At 57.1% G+C, this 19598-nt stretch carries 10 protein-coding genes and 1 pseudogene; 6 read left to right on the top strand and 5 right to left on the bottom strand.

Features of this window, described 5'->3' with window-relative positions:
• Positions 1-22: 22 nt before the first annotated feature.
• Positions 23-7930 (bottom strand): DUF4214 domain-containing protein, encoded by a 7908-nt coding sequence (locus EK416_RS08825; protein ID WP_245434000.1) that lies wholly within the window; start codon positions 7928-7930, stop codon positions 23-25.
• A 681-nt stretch (positions 7931-8611) separates the two neighbouring features.
• A pseudogene (locus EK416_RS18220) lies at positions 8612-8971 on the bottom strand (M23 family metallopeptidase); the annotation flags it as partial.
• Between the two features lie 1404 nt (positions 8972-10375).
• Here EK416_RS18220 and EK416_RS08820 point away from each other — a divergent pair.
• The 4 genes from EK416_RS08820 (at position 10376) to EK416_RS08805 (ending at position 13547) form a co-directional block, all read left to right on the top strand.
• Positions 10376-11269, top strand: a complete 894-nt coding sequence (locus tag EK416_RS08820; RefSeq protein WP_127077127.1) for a sulfotransferase domain-containing protein — start codon at positions 10376-10378, stop codon at positions 11267-11269.
• A 55-nt stretch (positions 11270-11324) separates the two neighbouring features.
• Positions 11325-12092, top strand: coding sequence for an adenylyl-sulfate kinase (locus tag EK416_RS08815; RefSeq protein ID WP_245433999.1), 768 nt, complete (start codon positions 11325-11327; stop codon positions 12090-12092).
• A gap of 848 nt (positions 12093-12940) precedes the next feature.
• Positions 12941-13165, top strand: a complete 225-nt coding sequence (locus EK416_RS08810; protein WP_127077126.1) for an AbrB/MazE/SpoVT family DNA-binding domain-containing protein — start codon at positions 12941-12943, stop codon at positions 13163-13165.
• Between the two features lie 130 nt (positions 13166-13295).
• The gene (locus EK416_RS08805; RefSeq protein WP_245433998.1) at positions 13296-13547 is read left to right on the top strand and encodes a type II toxin-antitoxin system death-on-curing family toxin; all 252 of its coding nucleotides are present in this window, start codon (positions 13296-13298) and stop codon (positions 13545-13547) included.
• A 435-nt stretch (positions 13548-13982) separates the two neighbouring features.
• Here the strand turns inward: EK416_RS08805 and EK416_RS08800 are convergent, their stop codons facing one another.
• Positions 13983-15305, bottom strand: coding sequence for a S41 family peptidase (locus tag EK416_RS08800; protein ID WP_164729932.1), 1323 nt, complete (start codon positions 15303-15305; stop codon positions 13983-13985).
• A 771-nt stretch (positions 15306-16076) separates the two neighbouring features.
• Between EK416_RS08800 and EK416_RS08795 the strand changes: the two genes are divergently transcribed.
• Positions 16077-16562, top strand: a complete 486-nt coding sequence (locus EK416_RS08795; protein WP_127077124.1) for a hypothetical protein — start codon at positions 16077-16079, stop codon at positions 16560-16562.
• 342 nt (positions 16563-16904) lie between these two features.
• On the top strand, positions 16905-17975 hold the full coding sequence (locus EK416_RS08790; RefSeq protein ID WP_245433997.1) for an AAA family ATPase: 1071 nt from the start codon (positions 16905-16907) through the stop codon (positions 17973-17975).
• 365 nt (positions 17976-18340) lie between these two features.
• On the opposite strand, the gene EK416_RS08785 is transcribed toward EK416_RS08790, so the two are convergent.
• Positions 18341-19180, bottom strand: coding sequence for a zeta toxin family protein (locus EK416_RS08785; RefSeq protein WP_127077122.1), 840 nt, complete (start codon positions 19178-19180; stop codon positions 18341-18343).
• Complete coding sequence (locus EK416_RS08780; protein WP_127077121.1) at positions 19177-19455, bottom strand: hypothetical protein; 279 nt, start codon at positions 19453-19455, stop codon at positions 19177-19179. Before EK416_RS08780 ends, EK416_RS08785 begins: the two co-directional genes overlap by 4 nt.
• Positions 19456-19598 lie beyond the last annotated feature (143 nt).

Below are 19598 nucleotides of genomic sequence, written 5' to 3'. Positions count from 1 at the left end.
AGGGCGCTGTCCTCTTGGCCGGCTACTGCACTCTGAAATCCGCCGCAGACAAGCTCGACAGGGCCACATTGTTCAGGGTGACGCTGTTGGCGCCGTTCGCAATGACGACATTCGCGCCCACCTGCTGGGATGCTGCGAGCGCCGCGGACGGCGTCGCGAACGCTCCGACATCAAATTGAAGGACGTCGTGGTTCGCGCCCGTTGCCTTGAAGTCGGTGACGGTATCGTTGCCGAACGCGCCGTGGAAGATGAAGCTGTTCGTTCCGCCGCCTCCCGTCAGCACGTTGTTCGCGGAATTGCCGGCGATGTTGTCGTTGCCGATGCCACCAACCGCGTTCTGGATGTTGGCGATGTGATCGACATTGCCGTTCGCAAGCGTCGCCAAACCCGTCGAGAGGTCGACGCTGACGCCGGGCTGCGAAAGCAGACTGAAGTCGAGCGTATTGATGCCCGCGCCGCCGTCAATCGTGTCGACACGGTCCGGCGCGTAGATGATGTCGTTACCAGCGCCGCCGGTCGAATAACCGGTTCCCATGATCGCCAGATGATCGCTGCTTTCGGCGATGCCGACAACGAAATCGGCGCGAGACACCGACCCGGCGTTGAGAGCATTGGTCCAGAAGGTCGATTCGGCCGATGTCGGCGCGCGCCCAACGGCGTTCTGAAACATCTGGGTGACGAAGGCGCTGTTCGAGAGAGAGCCGTATTTCGATGTGAATTCGCTCGATGTAATGAGCGCATTCGCGACCTGAACTTCCGTCTTCGACCCGTTAAGAATGGCGGTGGAGTATGTCGACAGCCCCGAGGCGTCCGCCGAGCGAGCCAGCGTCGTATCGTAGAGACGCCGCACCATGTCGCTGGCCGTCTGGCTGTCGGCCGTATGATCGAGCGCATAGGCACCGGTTGCACCGATGTCGGTGTTGTTCGTCACCTGATGGACATTCCCGACGAGCACATGTTCTTCGCCTTGCGACACCGCAATCAAAACGGCTGCTCGGGTGGCGGTGTTCGCATTCAACTGGCCGACCCAAGTGTTGAGTTCGGCAAGCGTCGGCGCACGATTGAGGGCATTTTCGTAGATGCGCTCGACGAATTCAAGGTTCGTCAGCGTGCCGTATTTCGTGGTGAACTCCGACGACGCCGTGATCTTGTTGGCGAGTGTCGTCGTATCGAGCACCCCGTTGGTGATGTATTCTGCGAGAAGCTGGACTTCGGCTGTCTGCATCGTCCGGTCGAGCGCCGTGTCGTAAAGCCTCTGGGCGATGTCGATATCCTTCTGCTCCGTGGCGAGGTCGATGACCGTGGTGTGGTAGACGGGGGTGGTGGCCGATGCCGGCAAATCCACCCACACCCAATTGTCGATGCCGTTGAGATCGATCGTGTGCGTCGCCGTCTGCGAGACGGAACTCGTGTAATTGTACCATTCATAGCTGCCGTTGGCGTTCGGCATGTAGTAGATCATATCCTCTGGGTCGTAGGAGTTTTGTGACAACCAGATATTGACGATTGCGCCATCCGGACTTGTTGTTGTCCCGCTTCCAGCCTTCGTGCTGCCGTTGGTATTATAGTAGGTCGTGGATTCGGTCTTGTACCCATCCTGATCGACCCAGACACCTGCCTCCTTGTCGATGATGCCGTCCCCATTGGTATCGAAATCGGTGACGATCCCCGAATTATAACGAGCCGTGTCGTTATAGACCGTGGTCTGATCCTTCAGCGTCCCGCTCGCATAGGAATTCGTAATCGTGCGGGTGGTCATCCCATCGGCGCCAACAACCGTGACATCAGTCTGTGTTTCGTCGACGACGCCGTCTCCGTTCATGTCGATCCGGGTCGTCTTCGAAAGGCCGTTCGCACTCGTCGTGACCACGGTGCGGTCCTTCACGGCGCCGTTGGCGTAAGTGTCGGTCACCACCGCCGTCCGGCTGCCGTCGGCGTTGAGCGTCGTCGCCGCTTTCTGCGTGAAATCGGCGGCTCCATCGCCGTTCACGTCCGACGTCGTCGTTTTAGATAGGCCGTTTCCGGAAGTCGTCGTCACGAATTTGTCGAGAAGCGTACCGCTGGCATTCGTGTCCCAAACGGTTCCGGTGACGCTGCCATCGTTGTTGGTGGCGGTGCTCTCGAAATGATCGAACACCCCGTCGCCGTTGCTGTCGCGCTGAAGCGACTGCGTCAGCCCGTCGGCGCTCGTTGTGATGACATCCTTCTGCAGAAGAGCAGACGAACCGGGATTGTTGATGACAATCGTCTCGGTCTTGCTTCCGTCGACAGCGGTCGAGATCGTGTCGGTCCGGTCGAACTTCCCGTCGTTGTTGACGTCGAGCTGGGTCGTTTTCGAAAGGCCGTTCGCGCTCGTCGTGATGACCGCCTTGTCCTTCACCGAAGTCGAATTCGAGGTCGTCTGCGTAATCGTGTCGGTGATCGTTTCCGTCCGCGATCCATCCGCGTTCAGCACGGTCACATCGCTTCCGGTGAGCGTGAGCTTGGGATCGGGAGCCGTGGCGCCTGTATAAGCGCCTGAAGTCATCGAGACCGTCGTGCTGAGGCCGTTGGCGCTCGTCGTGATGGCGGAGTTGTATCCCCAGCCATCCTTGTCCGTGAACGTCTCTGTCCGGCTGCCGTCGCTGTTCAATGTGACAGCGTCGGTAACATTGAGGTAGTCGCCATACCGGTCCTTGATGACGATGGAGCTCGACAGCCCCGTTGCGCTCGTGGTCCTCGTGTCCGATTCCGATCCCCAGTCGTGATCTGCTTCGTTGGGATAGGTGACTGTCGTCTTCACGCTGCCATCGGTTTGCACGGCAACGGTCTTCTGCATCTGGATGGGGCCGTTATCGGCGACGCTCGTAGCCACGCTGATGGTCTTCCTGTCGGAGCTCGTCGTCGTGGTGCTTTGATCCCGCCGCGTGCCATTGGCGCTTGTGTCGGTCAAGGTTTCGGTCGTCGACCCGTCGGTGTTGAGCACGATCACATCCGTGGTCGTGAGATCCACCGTGCCGTTCCCATCAAGGTCGTAGGCCGTCGTAACCGATCGCCCATCGGCGCTCGTGGTCGTCGCGGTTTGGCTGACGAGAGACGTGCCGCTATAGGCCGCGACCGTTTTCGTCACGCTGCCGTCGGCATTCAGGACCGTCGACGTGGACGTCGTCTTGTCCGCGACGCCATCGCCGTTCAGGTCCCTTGCCTGCGTCGCAACAAGTCCATTCGCACTTGTGGTGGTCGTGGTGCCGTTCTTTACCGAGCCATCGGGATTTAGGTTTGTGACCTGATCGGTCACGGCTCCACTCGACGCCTTGGTTATGGTTTCCGTCTGGTCGAGCTTGCCGTCGCCATTCAGGTCGCGGGTGATTATGACGGTCGCGCCGTCGGCGCTCGTTGTGGTGATCGATTGCGACCTGAGGCTGCCATTGGCGTTCTGCGCTGTGACCGTTTCCCTTGTGCCGCCATCCGCGTTGAGGCTTATCGCGTCGGTAACGGTCTGGTCGAAAGTGCCGTTGCCGTCGAGGTCGACCTGGGTCGTCTTCGAGAGACCGCTCGCGCTCACCGTCGTGACGCTTTGATCGCGAAGCGACGCGTTCGCATTCGTATCCTTGACCGTGGTCGTTTGGCTGCCATCGGCGTTCAGCACCGTCGTACTGGTCGTCGTCAGATCGAAAACGCCGTCGCCGTTTAGGTCGGTCTTGACGGTCGAGGCGAGCCCGTTGGCGCTCGTCGTCGCGACTTCCTGATCGCGTACCGACGCATTCGCATTCTTGTCGATGACGGTTTCGGTGCGGCTGCCGTCCCCATTGAGAACCGTCACATCCGTTCGCGTCAGATCGTATGTGCCATCGCCATTCACGTCGATTTGCGAGGTGACCGACAGGCCATTGGCGCTCGTCGTGGAGATGGTCTTGTTGATGAGCGCTCCGCCCGGCGCGTAGTTGGCGACGGTGTCGACTGTGCTGCCATCCGTCTGGAGGGCGATCGTCTCGGTCTGATCGTTGGCGCCGTCGCCATTCAGATCCCGGGTGTATGTGATGGTCTTCTGATCGGCAGTGACCGTCTCCACCGTCTTGCTGAGCAATTTACCGGTGTTGCTCGTCCGTGAGATAGTCTCTGTTGTGCTGCCCTCGGTGTTAAGCGTTGTGACATCAGAAACCGTCACATCATTGACGCCGTCGCCGTTCAGATCCTCCAGAGCCGTCGTCGAAAGCCCGCTTGCGCTCTTCGTCGTTGTCGTCTTGTCGATGAGTTTTCCGTTAGCCGAGGTATCGGCCTGTGTCAGCGTCGTGCTGCCGTCGGCGTTATAGGCGAGCGTCGAGGTTTTCGTCCGGTCAGTTGTACCATCGCCGTCCAAATCCAGGGCAACCGTTGAAAGTGTTCCGCTGGCGCTCGTCGTCGAGGTCACGCTGTCCTGAATCGAGCCGTCCGGATTGAGGTCGACGACCTTGTCTGTCACCGTTCCGTTCGCGGCTCGCGTGACGGTTTCCGTCTGATCGGTCTTCCCGTCCCCGTTGAGGTCCCGAGCACTTGTCACAGTCCAGCCGTCGGCGCTCGTCGTCGTGACTGATTTCGCGAGCAAGGCGCCGTTGGAAGCCGTGCTCGTCGCCGTTTCGGTGCGGCTGCCATCCGCGTTGAGTGCGATGGTGTCGGTGATGGTCCGGTCGTTCACCCCGTCGCCGTCGAGATCCGACTGGACGGTCGTCGAAAGCCCCGAGGCGTTGACCGTCGTCACCGTCTGATCGCGGAGCGTTCCGTTCGCGGTCGTATCCCTCACCGTGGTTGTGATACTGCCATCGGCGTTTAGCACCGTCACGCTGGCCGTCGTAAGGTCGAAGACGCCATCGCCATTGATGTCGAGCTGCTTCGTGGTTAAGAGCCCGGTCGCACTCACCGTGATGACCGCTTGATCGCGCAGCGTGCCGTTCGCAACCGCGTCCTTTATCGTCTCGGTGTGGCTTCCATCGGTATTCAGGACCGTAACGTCTGTCGTCGTCAGGTCGTAGGCGCCGTCGCCGTTCCGGTCGAGTTGACTTGTGACGGAAAGCCCGTTGGCGCTGGTCGTGACGACGCTCTTGGTGATGAGCGCGCCGCTTGGCGCGAAAGTAGAGACCGTATCGGCGACGCTGCCGTTGGCACCGGTGACGACACTTTCCGTGCGGTCGGTTTTGCCGTCGCCATTCAAATCCTGAGTGATCGTCGTCGTCTTGCGGTCGGCGCTGACGGCCGCAACCGTCTGCGAAAGAAGCGTGCCATTGTTGCTCTTCGCGGCGACTGTCTCTGTGCGACTGTTGTCCGAATTGATGACCGTCACATCCGTGAACGTGCGATCGACGACGCCGTCACCGTTCACGTCCTTCTGCGTCGTGACCGACAAGCCATTCGCCGAAGTGGTGACGATCGTCTTGTCGAGGAGCGTGCCGTTCGACGAGGTATCCGTCGCGGTGAACGTCGAGCTTCCGTCGGTGTTCTTTACGGTCGATGTCGTTTGCGTTCGGTCGACGGTTCCATCGCCGTTCAGGTCGCTTTGCGTGGTGACGGTGAGACCGTTCACGCTCGTTGTGGTCGTCAATTTCGCCTTGATGGACCCATCCGGATTATAGAGCGAAAGCGTGTCCGTCGTCCCCGACCCGCTGACCGCTACTGTCTCCACCCTGTCCCATACGCCATCGCCATTGGCGTCGATTTGTGTCGTCCGCGTGACGCCGTCGGTACCCTTTGTGATGACTGTCTTGCCACGTAAAGAGCCGTTGGCATTCGTGTCACTTATGGTCTCGGTGAGGCTGCCGTCGCCATTGACGACGGTCGCATCCGAATCCGTCACATCGAAAACGCCGTCGCCGTTAAGATCGCTTTGCGTGATGCGCGTCAACCCATCGGCGCTGAGCGAGACGACCGACTTGTCGCGCAGCGACCCGTCGGGATTCGTGTCGGTCCTCGTCGAGGTCGAGCTGTGGTCTGCGGCGATGGCGATGACCAGCGCCGTCGTGAGGTCGAAAACGCCGTCGCCATTATAGTCAGTCCGAGTTGTCTTGGTCGTGCCGTCGGCGCTCGTCGCCGTAACGGTTTTGGCCTCGACCGTGCCGTTATTACTTGTATCGGTGACGGTCTCGGTCCGGCTTCCGTCGCCGTTGACCGTCGTGGCATCGGTCTCGGTCAGGTCCGTCGTACCATTGCCCTCGAGATCGGACGTGACGGTCCGCGTCAGCCCATCGGCGCTGAGGGAACTCGTTGTCTTGTTTTTGACCGATCCATCTGGATTAAGGTTCGAGACCGTTACCGAGGAACTGCCATCGGCATTCTTGACGCGGGTTTCGGACTGCTCTGTCAGCCCGTCGCCGTTGACATCGCGCGTGATGGCGATCGTCTTTCCGTCCGCGCTGGTGTTCGTGACCGTCTGGTCTACCAGGACGCCAGCCGCCGTCTTGTCGGATAGCGTCTCGGTGGTCGAGCCGTTTGCGTTCGAGATCGTGGCATCCGACTGGGTGCGGTCGATGACGCCATCGCCGTCGTCGTCGAAGGACAGCGTGCGGCTCTTCCCGTCAGCGCTCGTCAACTGGATCGTTTCGCTCGCGACGCTGCCGTCTGCCGCGAGAAGCTTGTTGTCGATGGTGGTGGAGCCGTCCCCGTTATGCGTGGTGACCGTCTTGAGGCCATAGCCCGCAGTTTCGCTCACGAAAGTCGCCGTCGCCGCCGTCCCCGTGGTCCCGTCGGTGCGCGTGAATGTCGTCTGGCCGTCGATGCTGGAGCCATCCGGGAGCACGATCTTCCTAGCGTCCGGCGTCAGATTGATGGACGCGACGCCGGCCTGCGCAAGCGTTTCAAGAGTCGTCGTGCCATCGGCATTCGTGACCATGATTTTGAAGTTCGCGAACTGCGCGTCGCCTGCGTCGAGCAGGCCATCATGGTTCGTGTCGAACACGTCCTTCAGCGCCTGCATGTCGCTCGACGCCGTCGGGTCCCACAGCGTGAACTCGACCTGATTCTGCTGGGTGATCTGGCCGGAATTGTTCGGATCGTACACGAGCACGCCGTTGCCTGCCCCCGCCCAGGCCGTGCGGTGCTCGCGCCCGTCCCCCGTCATGTCGAAGAAGGTATTCGACGAGGACAGAGGCGTTATGTTAATGCCTTTGCCGGAAAGATCGAGAACGACGGGGGACCACCCTCCCGAGCCCCAGCCGCCTGAGCCCCAGCCGCCTGAGCCCCAGCCGCCGGAACCGTAGCCGCCCGAGCCGTAGCCACCAGATCCGTAGCCACCGGAACCATAACCACCGGAGCCGTAGCCACCGGAGCCATAACCGCCATCGCTGCCGTAGTAATCACCGTAATCGCCGTAACCATCGCCGTAATCGTCGGCGGCGAGCTGGTTGCTCGTTTCGCCTGGCTGGTCGCTATAGTTGATGTAGGTGACGTAGCCGCCCGTTTCCGTGGCGATGACGCTTCGGTCGTCGAGGCCGGCGACAAGCGCAGCGTCCACGCCCTGTGAGCTCGGAAGATCGCCGAAGCCGTTCAATCCGTTCACGGTTACCGCATTCAGGCCGGGATCCACGGTGCCGATAATGGTCTCCGGGTTCTGGATGTCGGTGTTGGTGAAGGCGTTGGTAGCCCCCGACGAGGCGTAGATGTCCGGGCTCTCGCCCTGCGTGAGCATGAAACTCGTGGGATCGGTCGCGCCGGTTCGCGCTTCCGCGCTCACATAGGTGTCGCCGACCGACGACGCATTGCCGTAATCGCCAAGCTGACCGCCGGACGCCGATGGGCTCGACGAGCCCGCGAACGGATCGCTGCCGTTCGACTGATATCCGGCGCCGTACATCTGAAGGATGCCGGCGTTCTCGCCGTATGAGCCGAGATCCGCATAGGACGCGCCGCTCGGGTTTTCGTTCGAAGCGGAGACGGTTTCATTAAGCGGACCCGCATCGATCGGTTGAACGTCGTATCGGCCCAAAGATGCATATTGGGTGTAGCCATCTAGACTGCTTGAAGATCCGGGAGCTGCCTGATTTTGATCTCCGCTGCTGCTTGATCTATTTTCCAACCAGGTACCGGCCAAGGGGTCTTCGAATGACCCCCCAAGTGCCTTGTCCATCTGTCCATTGGACCAGGCATCGAAGCCATTACCGGAGGTCTCACCACCTGCCTCTTCCCCCTGATCAGGGTGAGAAACGACAATTGACATACGATCATTTTGACCAGATTGCGAACCCGAGTAATCAGAGTCATTGCCGATGTTTGAATACGGATCCGAATAATTCCCTAACCCTTCGCTCTGCTGCTGGACAAAATTATCGAAATCGAATGAGCTTTCGTATGATGCGAGCCTGACCGGGCTTTCACCCAAGGGGCCGTAGTCGCCGCTGTCAAATCGATTGTTGTCAAAATTATAACCTTGAGGGCCAATTACCTGCGCTGGCCAATCTGGAAATTGAACAGGCGGCGAAACAGCATTCTGATCTTGAGAAGAGGGAGAATTGGGTTGGGTCTGACTTGATCCCGGGCCAACACTTGGCTGCTGAGCCCAATTGTTGAACTTAGTCGGATCAACCTCGTGCGGATGATATCCCTCCGGTATCGAAAATACGTTTTTACCTGAGCTATTATTGATTATATTGGCGTCTATTACCTCGAAGTGAAGAACACCGTTACCTTCTCGGACGCCTGACTCGCTTCCTGTTTTCCCTATAAAGCCGATTGTGTCACCTTTATTAACCGCAATTTCGTGACCGCCAGTGCTCACATTGGGCATACCCTTACCATCCAAGTGGGCATATAATGTGTAATAATTAGAACCATCCACTCCAACAGATTTAATTATTACTGTATTACCAAAGGTTGCATTGAATCCAGAATACCACACTATACCACTCGACGCTGTCGGAACTGGTGTTCCCAATGGCGCAGACCAATCTATGCCGTAATGGGTATGCCCAGGTCTATCCTCACCGAAAATGCCTGTCACCTCAAACTGAGAACCTGGATTATAAGGCATATTACCAAGTACATCGTGGCTATAAGGCATATCTGCTCCCCCGCTTTAGAGATCATTCGCAAGACTAATACGATCGACGTGGTCACCTATACAACGTATTGTTATCGTATCGTAGTCTACCTTAATAGTTATTTCGTTCGAGTAAGATACATAATTTTCTATTTTTAGAGTTATCAAAAAGAAATTTTTGTTTACCATTTCTTTGGGAAGCGCTTTAGATGGGAGGTCAATCTTAGATATTGTGGACGGATCAAAATCGTCGTTTGATTCGACTTTGATGTCGCCCGATTCATACAGCTTGCTTTTAATGTATGATTTATCGTCACTGAATACGGTGGTCGTGCGTTGCTGGCGCGCGGTATCATTTAATACAATCTTACTTGCCAATATTCTTAAAGAGACACTCAAATCATAGGCCGCCCCTAGATTGTAATGTAATAATATATTGTTACTATTTTGTGCCTTAACGGGTACAATAAATGAGTTGTATCCGAATCGCTTCGACGTGGAGATGAGCGATATAGCAACGACTACGCAGCAAAGCGTATACAATATTGTTTTCTTTATCATAATGTTATCTTTAAATTCTGCATTTACTTGCTCTCGTGCGACTCTGCCTTGATTCGGAATTAGGACTATCCGACATATATATATTGATTTGTAGTGTCCCACTGGCTTATCGTCGACTGGATTCGAAATGCTCTGAATTCCTATCGAAAGCCGTCTTGTTTGTAGGTTGTTCCCCACATTCCGGTAACCCAATCTACGGAAACCCAATGCTTCTCTACAAAATTACGAAACTTAAGTTTATAAAAGCTAACATCTCTTCTACTCCATCATCGCGGTCAATAGAGTCGTCAATAAATTCATTTTCTATATAAGAATTAATTATTCCAGCCTCGTTTATTTTCTTTATTAATTCTTAAAACTCCGTTCCAATGGATTTTTCGACAAGAATATCGAATAGATTTCTTATATTATTCTCTTTTTTCAATGTAAGTCTATCTTTTTGCTTTAGAAGATGCGCATTTGAGTATTTTGACATCTTCTCCACAGAGCATACGTGCCTCGCCTTCTTTCAACTCATGGCAAGACAACACTCGAAGTTTTTTTCACCTACATTGAAAAGCTCATTGGCGATTATAGTCAAGAGCTTCGCGGGCAAGCGCGATATCGTTGGGGTGGAATTGGATAAGCGCTACCTAAGGAGGTATGCTATCTATTTCATATAGATATCGGCCTTATCTCGTTTTCAGGTGCCGTTTATGCCAACATGGAAACACCTTCTTGCCACAAGAGAGATACATCTTGATACAAATATGAAATGGTTTGTCATCGTTGACGCATAAATTCAGCGCTAACGTGTACACAATAGAGGGTGATCGCGCTCGCGGGACGGGAAAGATGTCGACATCAAGCTCCGAAAATCGAAGCCATGTCCAAACCGCGATATGGCTCGCTTCCTATCCAAAGTCCGGAAACACGTGGGTCCGGATCTTCCTTCATAATCTGATGCGGGAGTTGCGGGAGCAAGGAGAGGGCGCTCAGAGCATCAACGCGCTTCATGAGCTGACGGCGCGCGATGCGCTGGCGGCTGGCTTCGCGCGCAGGCTCGGGAAGCCAGTGGCTGAAGCAACGCTGCGCGAGATTGCGCAAGCTCGAACAGAGGTTCAAGCCGATCTCGCGCACGGCCGGAAAGGCCCCGTTTACGTCAAGACCCATAACGCCGTCGCCACGATCGAGGGCTTCCCGACCATCAATTTCGATATCACGCTGGCGGCGGTTTACATCGTGCGCAATCCGCTCGATGTGGCGGTGTCGTATGCGCACTATTCGAGCCTGCCAGCAGCCAAGGTGATCGCCTTCATGGCGAACGCCGACGCGAATATCGATGTCGATCCGAGGCGCGTTTATGAGTTTCTGGGGTCTTGGAGTTTCCACGCGGCAAGCTGGATGTCGGTTCCGCACCGCCCCGTTCTGCTCGTGCGCTACGAAGATATGTTGGCATCGCCGGAGCGTACTTTCGGGCGGCTCGCGTCTTTTCTGCGGCTGAAGCCCAACGCGAAGCAGCTCAGCCGCGCGATCGAAAAATCCTCCTTCGCCGAAGCGGCGAGCCAGGAAGAAAGAAGCGGCTTCACAGAGCGGCCACCGACGGCAGGCAGGTTCTTCCGTTCAGGAAAGGCGGGTCAGTGGCGCGAGGTGCTATCCCAGAGCGAGATTGAAGCGGTCGTTCGCGCGCACGCTCCCATGATGATGCGCTTCGGCTATCTTACCGAAGATTGTGGCTGGAGAGGCTAGGGGCGCCACAGCAACGTTTCCGGTTATATTCGGTAATGTGCATTTTGGAGGGAGCATGCAGCGGAAAATCCTCATCATGGGCTTGCCTGGGGCCGGAAAAACGACTTTGGCCCGCGAATTGGCTCCGCTCTTGAACGCCGTGCTTTTCAACGCCGACGAGGTGAGAGCGAACGTCAATCGCGATCTCGGCTTCTCGGTTAAGGATCGCATCGAACAAGCTCGAAGGATGGGTTGGCTATGCGATCAAGTGGTCAAGGCCGGCGGGACGGCCATCGCGGACTTTATTTGTCCGACAGCCGAAACGAGGGATGCTTTCGGACCGGCCCTTACGATTTGGCTCGATCGCATCCGGGAAGGCCGGTTTCAGGATACAAACAAGCTTTTCGCCGCGCCTGAGAAATACGATATGCGCGTTACTGCGGAAGGCTCACCACGCCATTGGGCTGAGCGTATCCTTCAAGAGCTCCGCCCCGTGTTCGACCCGAAAAAGCCCACAGCCTTGTTTCTCGGGCGCTACCAGCCTTTTCACGACGGTCACCGCCGCCTTATCGAAGAAGGTATCCGCCGTGTTGGTCAGGCCTGCGTTGCGGTTCGCGATACACAGGGTACCAACGAAAAAAACCCTTTTTCCTTCTTCGATGTCAAGCAGCGCATCGAAGCCGGGCTCAGCGCTTTCGCGGGACGCTACGTTATTGTGCCTCTTCCTAATATTTCCCACGTTTTTTACGGTCGCGACGTCGGTTATGCCGTGGAAAGAATATATCTCGATGATGTTATAGAAGCGGTCTCAGCCACCAAAATTCGGGATGAAGCTGGGGCATGAAAAGTCGGTACAATGTTCTCGACGACGATAGCTATTGAGGCGATCAAATGGTGACGGCAAGCGCAAGTCGGCAACAGTCGGCGAAATCCTAACCGAAGAATTCATGCAGCGCCTCTCGGCCTGACGTAGGCTGTTGCGTGGCGATGGGTGTTTCAGCGGCGACGGCGCTTAGTCTGGCGCGGGTGTTCGGCAATGCCTGGCTCTCTGGCTAAACGTGAAGCCGCCGCAGCGATCTGTGGAGACGATTGCCGGACGTTTTTTAGCACCGGATACCTTGCCGGAATGTCGCGCATTACGGACGGCGCTTTTAGCATCTCAGCATGCTCAGTCGCCGACATGCGGAGACAGATATCGCAAAACTCGAAAACTGGACCCAGAAAGAGTGGGAGCGCTCGATGGAGCGACCGCAGTTAGGCGTAAAACCGCGTCACTGGCTTACAGAGATGCACAAAGCGCGTGACGAGTTGGAGCTACGCGTCGGTTCAGCGAAAACCAATTCCCTTACTCACGAAGGCCGACAAGTCGCTCATACCAGAGCTAAAATAGCTGAAACAAAATTAGGGAGAATACAAAGAATCTGAGTGAGGGGCCGGAAACTTTTTCTGCTGCAAGGATGTCACGGTCTGCCTAGCCACCAGTCGGCGCCATGAGAAGCCGACAAGGCAACGGCGACCAGCCGGCCGGGACACGTTCTTGCATGAAAACACCGAACAGGCGGGCGACGCCTACTCAAGCGACCGCAGGCGTCAGCTCGAATTTGTCAGAAGCGCGTCGTATTGGTTAGACAATCACACTTGCAACTCACCTCCTCCTATATAATATCGATTATGTATAAGAGAGGTGAGGTTATGGTCACACTCAAGATAACGACAGTCGGCGCGTCATCCGGGTTCATCCTGCCGAAGGAAGCGATAGCGCGCATGAAACTCAAGAAAGGCGATTCCGTCTATCTGACCGAAGCGCCGGACGGCTATCGCCTGACACCCTACGATCCGGATTTTGAGCGCCAGATGAAGATCGCCGAGGCGGTTATGCACGATGATCGGGAGATCTTGCGGGCGCTGTCGAAATGACGGAATTGCGCTGGATAGGAGGAGCTGTTGCTCACGCCATACATGACCGACAGATCGCAGAACACGGCGGCGCTCGCGGCGTGACGAATAATAGCGCGATCGAATTGGCGCTCGCGAAGCGTTACATCTGGTGTCCTACGGCTCGCCAGATGTAGCGGACCCAGCCGGTGCCTATGCTTATGAGCTGGCGCGTAATCACGGCTTTGTCAATGGCAATAAACGCACCGCGTGGGTGGTTGCGCGCGTCTTTCTGGCTGAAAGCGGCGCCAAGCTACACTTCAACCCGCTTGACGCCATCCGGGTAATGGAAGCCGTTGCCAACGGCAGCATGGGAAAACGCGAACTGGCCGCTTGGTTCCGGCAACACACGACGACAACCTAAACCAGAGCGAGAACAAAAGCCCAGCCTTGCGCCGCGAGCGGGCGCACGATAGACAGCGATGAACCAGAGCGATTGCTTTTTAAAGCGAGTAAGGGAGAACCCCGAAGCGGTGGCGACGACATCATTTCGGGCATGCCAGCACCGCCGAAACCCGACAGGCTCGGATTAAAACTCGGGCTTTCAATCTTCGGCATCTCAATCCTGTTCGAGAATCGGGACCTAGATCGTCGCAGCGAAATACCACCTCCATCCGGCGCTCGGCGCGAGAGATAGGCACGGGCTTAGCTCCTGTCGTGACAAGCGTCACCAACAAGAGCCGTCTCCTAACTCCCCCGCAACGCGCCTTCACCGGGCGGATAGCCTCAAGTTCAGCGTCCAGCGATCAAAGCACTCGGCAATCCTGCGAATTTAGGGCGGCAATTGCCGCGAGGCGACTTATTGCTTGCGAAGAATGTCCAAAGCAGCGGCCAAATCCGGATCGTACTGCCCTTTGGCCGGCAATTCGGAGGCCGCGTCCACGACGACGTCCGGCTCCACGCCCTTGCCGTCCAAGGATTGACCGTTCGCTCTCAACAGCCGATGGGTGGTGAGCCTGATCGCTCTCTCGTCGTCGAGCCGGAACAAAGTTTGTACTGTGCCGGCACCAAAAGTGCGCCTGCCCACAAGCGTGGCCCGGTGCTCGTCCTGAAGGTTGCTCGCAACGATTTCCGCTCCAGAAGCGGTGTTCTTATTGATCAGAACAACAATTGGTCTGCCTTCCGCAAGGTCGCCACCAGATGCTTCCTTCCTTTCGGTTGAAGAGCGTCCCTGCTCCAGTACGACGGTGCCACTTTCGATAAAGGCGCCCGCGACTTTCACCGCCTGATCCAGAAGACCGCCGGAATTATTACGGAGGTCTATGACATAGCCTTTTAGTTTCGGACCGGCTGTTCTCTTAAGATCGTCTATTGCTTGCTTCAGGTATTCATAGATGTTCGCACTCTGAAATGTGTTTATATTGATGTAAGCGACATCCCCCTCGATCCTGTACCGAACTGGATGTATGCGGACAATGTCCCGGGAGATGCTTAATTGAATGGGGTCGAGAGAACCGTTTCGCGCGATTGTCAGCAGCACAGTACTGCCGACAGGTCCACGCATCTTTTCAACCGCCTCGACAAGCGTCAACCCTCGAAGCGATGCGCCATCGATATGGGTGATAGTGTCGCCCGCCAGAACACCGGCCCTGTCCGCGGGAGCGTTTTCGACAGGGGTAATCACTTTTGGAATACCGTCTTCTATCTTAAGCTCAATCCCCAAACCGCCAGTGCTCCCACCGGCCCGAACCTGCATATCCTGCATTTCTTTCGGCGTTACGTACTTCGAACGGGAATCGAGGCCTTTCAGCATTCCTTCGATGGCGGCGGCTGAGAGTTTATCCAAGGTCTCACTGGTCGCCCCTCTCGCCGCAACGAGAAAATCGCCGAATACCTGGAGCTTGGATTTAGTATCCTGCGTGCCGTCGTCGAGGCGGCGTAAGGCTTTCTTTGTTGCAGGATGCTCTTGCATTACAGGGGATGCGGCGGTCACGCCCAATACTGCGTTCTTCAGGAGCAAGCTGTCGTCGACCTTATCGACGTAGGCCGTTCTGATCCGCTGAAGGGCAATGCCAAAAAGTTCGAGCGGCCGGAGGTCCACGGCTCGGGTACCGTTCCTGGCTACGCCGGCGACTTCCCCAGAAGCAGTGGCGGTCGCGGCAAAAAGAAAAAGCGCTGCCATGAAGAGGCGCAAAGGCCGGCGCGATCTATTAGTCATAAATTATCCCTACGCAGCAGGTGGGCGCAACCATTCTACGTGTCGGGAAACGCAAGTCCCCCGCGCCCGACTTTCGATTTCTCTAGTTGCAAAAAGAGCCGAAACGAAGGACATTCCCGACGCAGAAGGCGGCGTGAGCGTAGGTTTATGAGCAAGGGCCAACGAATTCCCCGGTTGCCTGCGGACGAGGTCAATGACGTTCGTCGCGGCCTCTGGTCCAGGTCGCCAGCGTGGCGAAAAACGCTGATGGCGGCGAGCATCCTCACGCTTCTCGCGATCGCGCTTCCGAGCGTAGCCCGTCACTCTCCTTCCGACATCGGCACGAAATGTCGGCCTGACGAGGCTGCGTGGTGCAGCCTCCCGCTTGGCAGGCTCAGCCTTGACGGCTCCGGTCGTGTTCTCAGAACAATGCAAGCGGAGGAGACCGCACGGTACTTGAGTTCCACAGCTAACTGCCTCAAGGAAGACATAAGCGCCGACTATATCGCCTTGACGAGAGTTGTCGTCGGGCAGGAGAGAAAAGAATCGGCGGTTGTCGCTGTGCCGAACGGGATGACAGCGCCAGTGGTCGGAGATATCGTGCAATATCAGGGCGCATTCACCGATCTTAAGCTGCCATGTCATTACACGCCGCCGTTGATAACGCGTCTTGAACGGTCGGTCAGGTCTCCCGGGGCGCATTGAGTTCAGTTAGACGGTCAATAGCAGCTTCGCTCTTGTCGGAAAGCGCCAGACATGATCCGCAGCCATAATCAAATCCCGGAGCATGTTACAGAATATCAACCGTCGCCCGAAGGGGCGGGCGGGGCGCTGGGAAGCTTCCTGATCGGTGTCGGCGGATTTGCCGGCTTTCTCCTGATCGCTTTAATCTATGCCAGCGGCTTGCCGCAGGAATCCGAGCAGGTGGCGTGCAACTTGCAACGCGTCGGAGCGGGCGAAGTCAAAAGCGACTATGTCAATCAAGTCCTGACGCCCCAAGAGTCGCTCGTGGTGATCCAGAAGAGCCAGGCGTTTGCACAAGGCACCCTGCATCCGGACTATATCGATCGCACGCGCGTGCGCGTTTCAAAACACAGCTATGTGGTGTTACCGCCCGATATGACAGTGAAGGCGGGAGATTACATCACCTATGTCCAAGGATATCGTGCCCCTAATTTGCCATGTCACTACATTCCCAATCTCGCGACCGGAGTTTTACCCCGCCGCGGCACCGGCGAATAGGCGGCTTCACCGGGTGAATGACTTTTGCGAGCATCCGGGTTTTAATTGGACAGGGGCTGTTGCGGGGTATCCGATGAGCATAAAGGCAGCGGCCATTTCTGACGGATCAGACCGATGAATGGCGTTCTCGAAAGAATGAACCGTTGGATGCCCTTATTCATGGGCATCATGGCTCTCGCCGCGGTCGTCCAGGTCCTGAATTTCCTTGGCGTGTCGTTTCGGGGAACGGCGCCGCTCGACTGGGTCGAAGTTCATGCGGGGCCGATCGCTGGCGTTCTCGGGGTAGCCGCCGGAGTATGCTGGCTTCTCGCCTTGCTTTCCTATCTCCGATTCCGCGAAAAGTTGCCGCGCGCGTTCAACCGGTGGAGCTGGCTTATGGACATTCTGGATCGTCTTACGAACCGCGAAGAACTTGAGCGGAGCCTGCAATCGAGAACGGAGCCTGTTTTTGTCGACGTCCAAGCGTTGACGGAGGCTCTTCGGTCCAAAGTTGTCGGACAAAATGCGATCTGTGAAGATCTGGCGGCGCAGATACGCAGGCGTCTTGCTCTCCAGCAGCGCGGCAAGCCAGTCGGCGTCTTTCTCTTTGCCGGTCCTCCCGGCTCCGGAAAAACATATCTTGGAAAGACCCTCGCTAACGCGCTGGGCCGCAAGCTGCTGCATTTCGACATGACGCAATATGGAGGCGCGGGGTTTGCAGCGACGTCACTTTTCGGCGCTTCGAAGGGCTATGTCGGATCGAGTTCCTACGGGAAATTGACGGGTTCGCTGCGCGAAACCCCCGACGCGGTTGTGCTTCTGGACGAAATTGAAAAAGCGCACGGCGACATCCACAAGAACTTTCTTACCGCCTGGAATGACGGCTTCATCACCGAGGCGTCCGATGGGCGCCAGATCTCGACCACTTCGGCGATTTTCGTGTTGACGACGAACGCCGCTGTAGAGGCGCTTGCCGATCTGAGCCGACAATACGCACGCGAACCCGATGAATTGCGGCGCGCCGCCGTCTCCGCCCTTCGCGCTGCGGGCTTCGCGCCCGAAGTGCTCAACCGGATCGACCGCATCTTTGTGTTCGAGCCACTTGCCGACCTCGACATCGCGCGCGTTGCAGCCCTCGAGATCGAGCAGATGATTTTGAGCTACGGACTCTCAATCAGGCAGGGCGGGATCGACCCGCACATCCTCATCGATTTGATGGGGCGCCAGAAGAAAATGGGCCTCGGTGCTTCTGCGCGTGACCTCGTGCGGGCCATAGAGGAGTCTGTTGCAGACGTGCTCATTGAAGCCCGGCAGCGGGGCATTTCGAGCATCGCTCTGCAGATCCAGGATGGCAAGGTCGTTACTATGGCTGGCGAGGAGGCGAGAGGAGCGCCTGAGCGTCCTCGTACTTCCCGCACACTTCCTTCCACATGAAGCCTCCCTTTACAACGCGTTAAGTAGACAATCGCCATCGGGAAACGAGATAGTAATCAAAGTTTATCGCCCAACCTGAAAGCTTATTGGCAATTATAGTCAAGAGCTTCGCCGAGCGGCGCGTAGTCAGAGGTGGAGGAATCGCGACGCTGTATCCCCCTGCCCGGAACAAAAAGCGGCCTCATGCCGCCATAGTGAAAGCCTCGCGGTTCATGCGCGCGTTCGTCCGGCTATTCATCGCCTCCTTCAGATCGCTGCGGCGCTGGACGTTTAGCCAGAACGAAACCAAGGAAGCACGCACCGACAAGGGAGCCTCCGGATACTGAGGCGCTCCCTTGTCCTTTTTTTCGCCGCTTCCCTCCTGGCTACCGCTCCAACCCCATGCTGCGGCCGCTGTGGATGACCGACTGGGCCTCGCGCCTTTCGAGGACACCGGCCTGCCGCGCTTCCATCTTTGCTTCGATGCGCCGTTCGATCATTTTCAGCCGATCCTTGTCCGACGCATCGAGGGGCATGGCGATTTCGCGCCGAAAGGCCGCGCCTGCATCCCGTCCTTCGATTTCTCCTGTCGCATGCAGGAGCACACCTTTCCGGTCGAAAAGACGGATATGCGCAAGGCCCCGATTCTCGATGGCCGTGAGCGTCTTGGCCAAGGTCTGCACATCTTCGTCGTGGGACTGGGCGGAAACCCAAGTACCCCAGCCGAGCACTTCCTTTCCGGCTTCATAGATGTCGACGATCCGCGCCCGTGAGATCCGCTCCGGGACGGCGACGGCCTGAACCTCGGTCCCGTAGCCGCCCTCGCGCGCCTGACGAACGACGTTGAGCGTCGCTTCCTGCCGCTTGAAAAGCCCGTCGAGCACGATGTTGCGGCGGCCCTCGATGGCCGCGAGAACAAGCCCTTCAGCCCATTTTTCCGCGTCGGCCTCCGTTGCTTGCAAGAAAGATTTTTCGTCCCTGGCGAGTAGGTCGACCGCGTGAGGATGAAAGTGTCGCGCCTCCGCCGCACTGACGATGACAGGGGCTGGAGCTACGCCTTCGACGGCTGCGGCGCGAAGCTTCGCCCGCAAGGAACCCGGCTGGCCGCCGATGATGGAAAGCACGGGCACTTCCGCGGCCTCGGCGCCCGCGAGCATGTCCTCCCTCATGGTCTCGAAGATCTCGCCCTGGTTTTCAGGAGCAAACTTGTAAGAACGGCTGTTCATGCATCCCTCCCCGGCAGCCTGACGAGAGGCGCGTATTCGGCGATGCAGCGCTCGCGCGCTTTTCGGTTACCGGCATAGAGGCTTGTCTGCAGCGCTCTTGCCTTGTGTCGTTTTGCTATAAGAAGGGCGATCCGGTCCTGATCGCCGGCGCGCCGCGCCTCGATAAGCTCACGGGATGTGTTGCCCAGGAATGAAGCCATGACGGTCAAAGCTACTTCCATCTCCAATATGTCCTCCCTGCTATAATCCCCATCCGAGCAGTCGGGCTCGCTCATGTTGGTTCCCTTTCTCAGTGCCCATATCTTCTGCCTACGTTCTTTATCGCCCCGGAATGTTCATAACATGTTCCTCCGAAGCGTCAATATAATTACTTACATGTAAACGGCTTTTTCAGAACCGGTTCCGGGGAGCGGCCGGT

The organism is Rhodomicrobium lacus (genome assembly GCF_003992725.1).
In the GTDB taxonomy this organism is placed as follows: domain Bacteria; phylum Pseudomonadota; class Alphaproteobacteria; order Rhizobiales; family Rhodomicrobiaceae; genus Rhodomicrobium; species Rhodomicrobium lacus.
The sequence above is the reverse complement of the archived record's forward strand: the minus strand, read 5'-3'. Positions and strand labels throughout refer to the sequence as shown.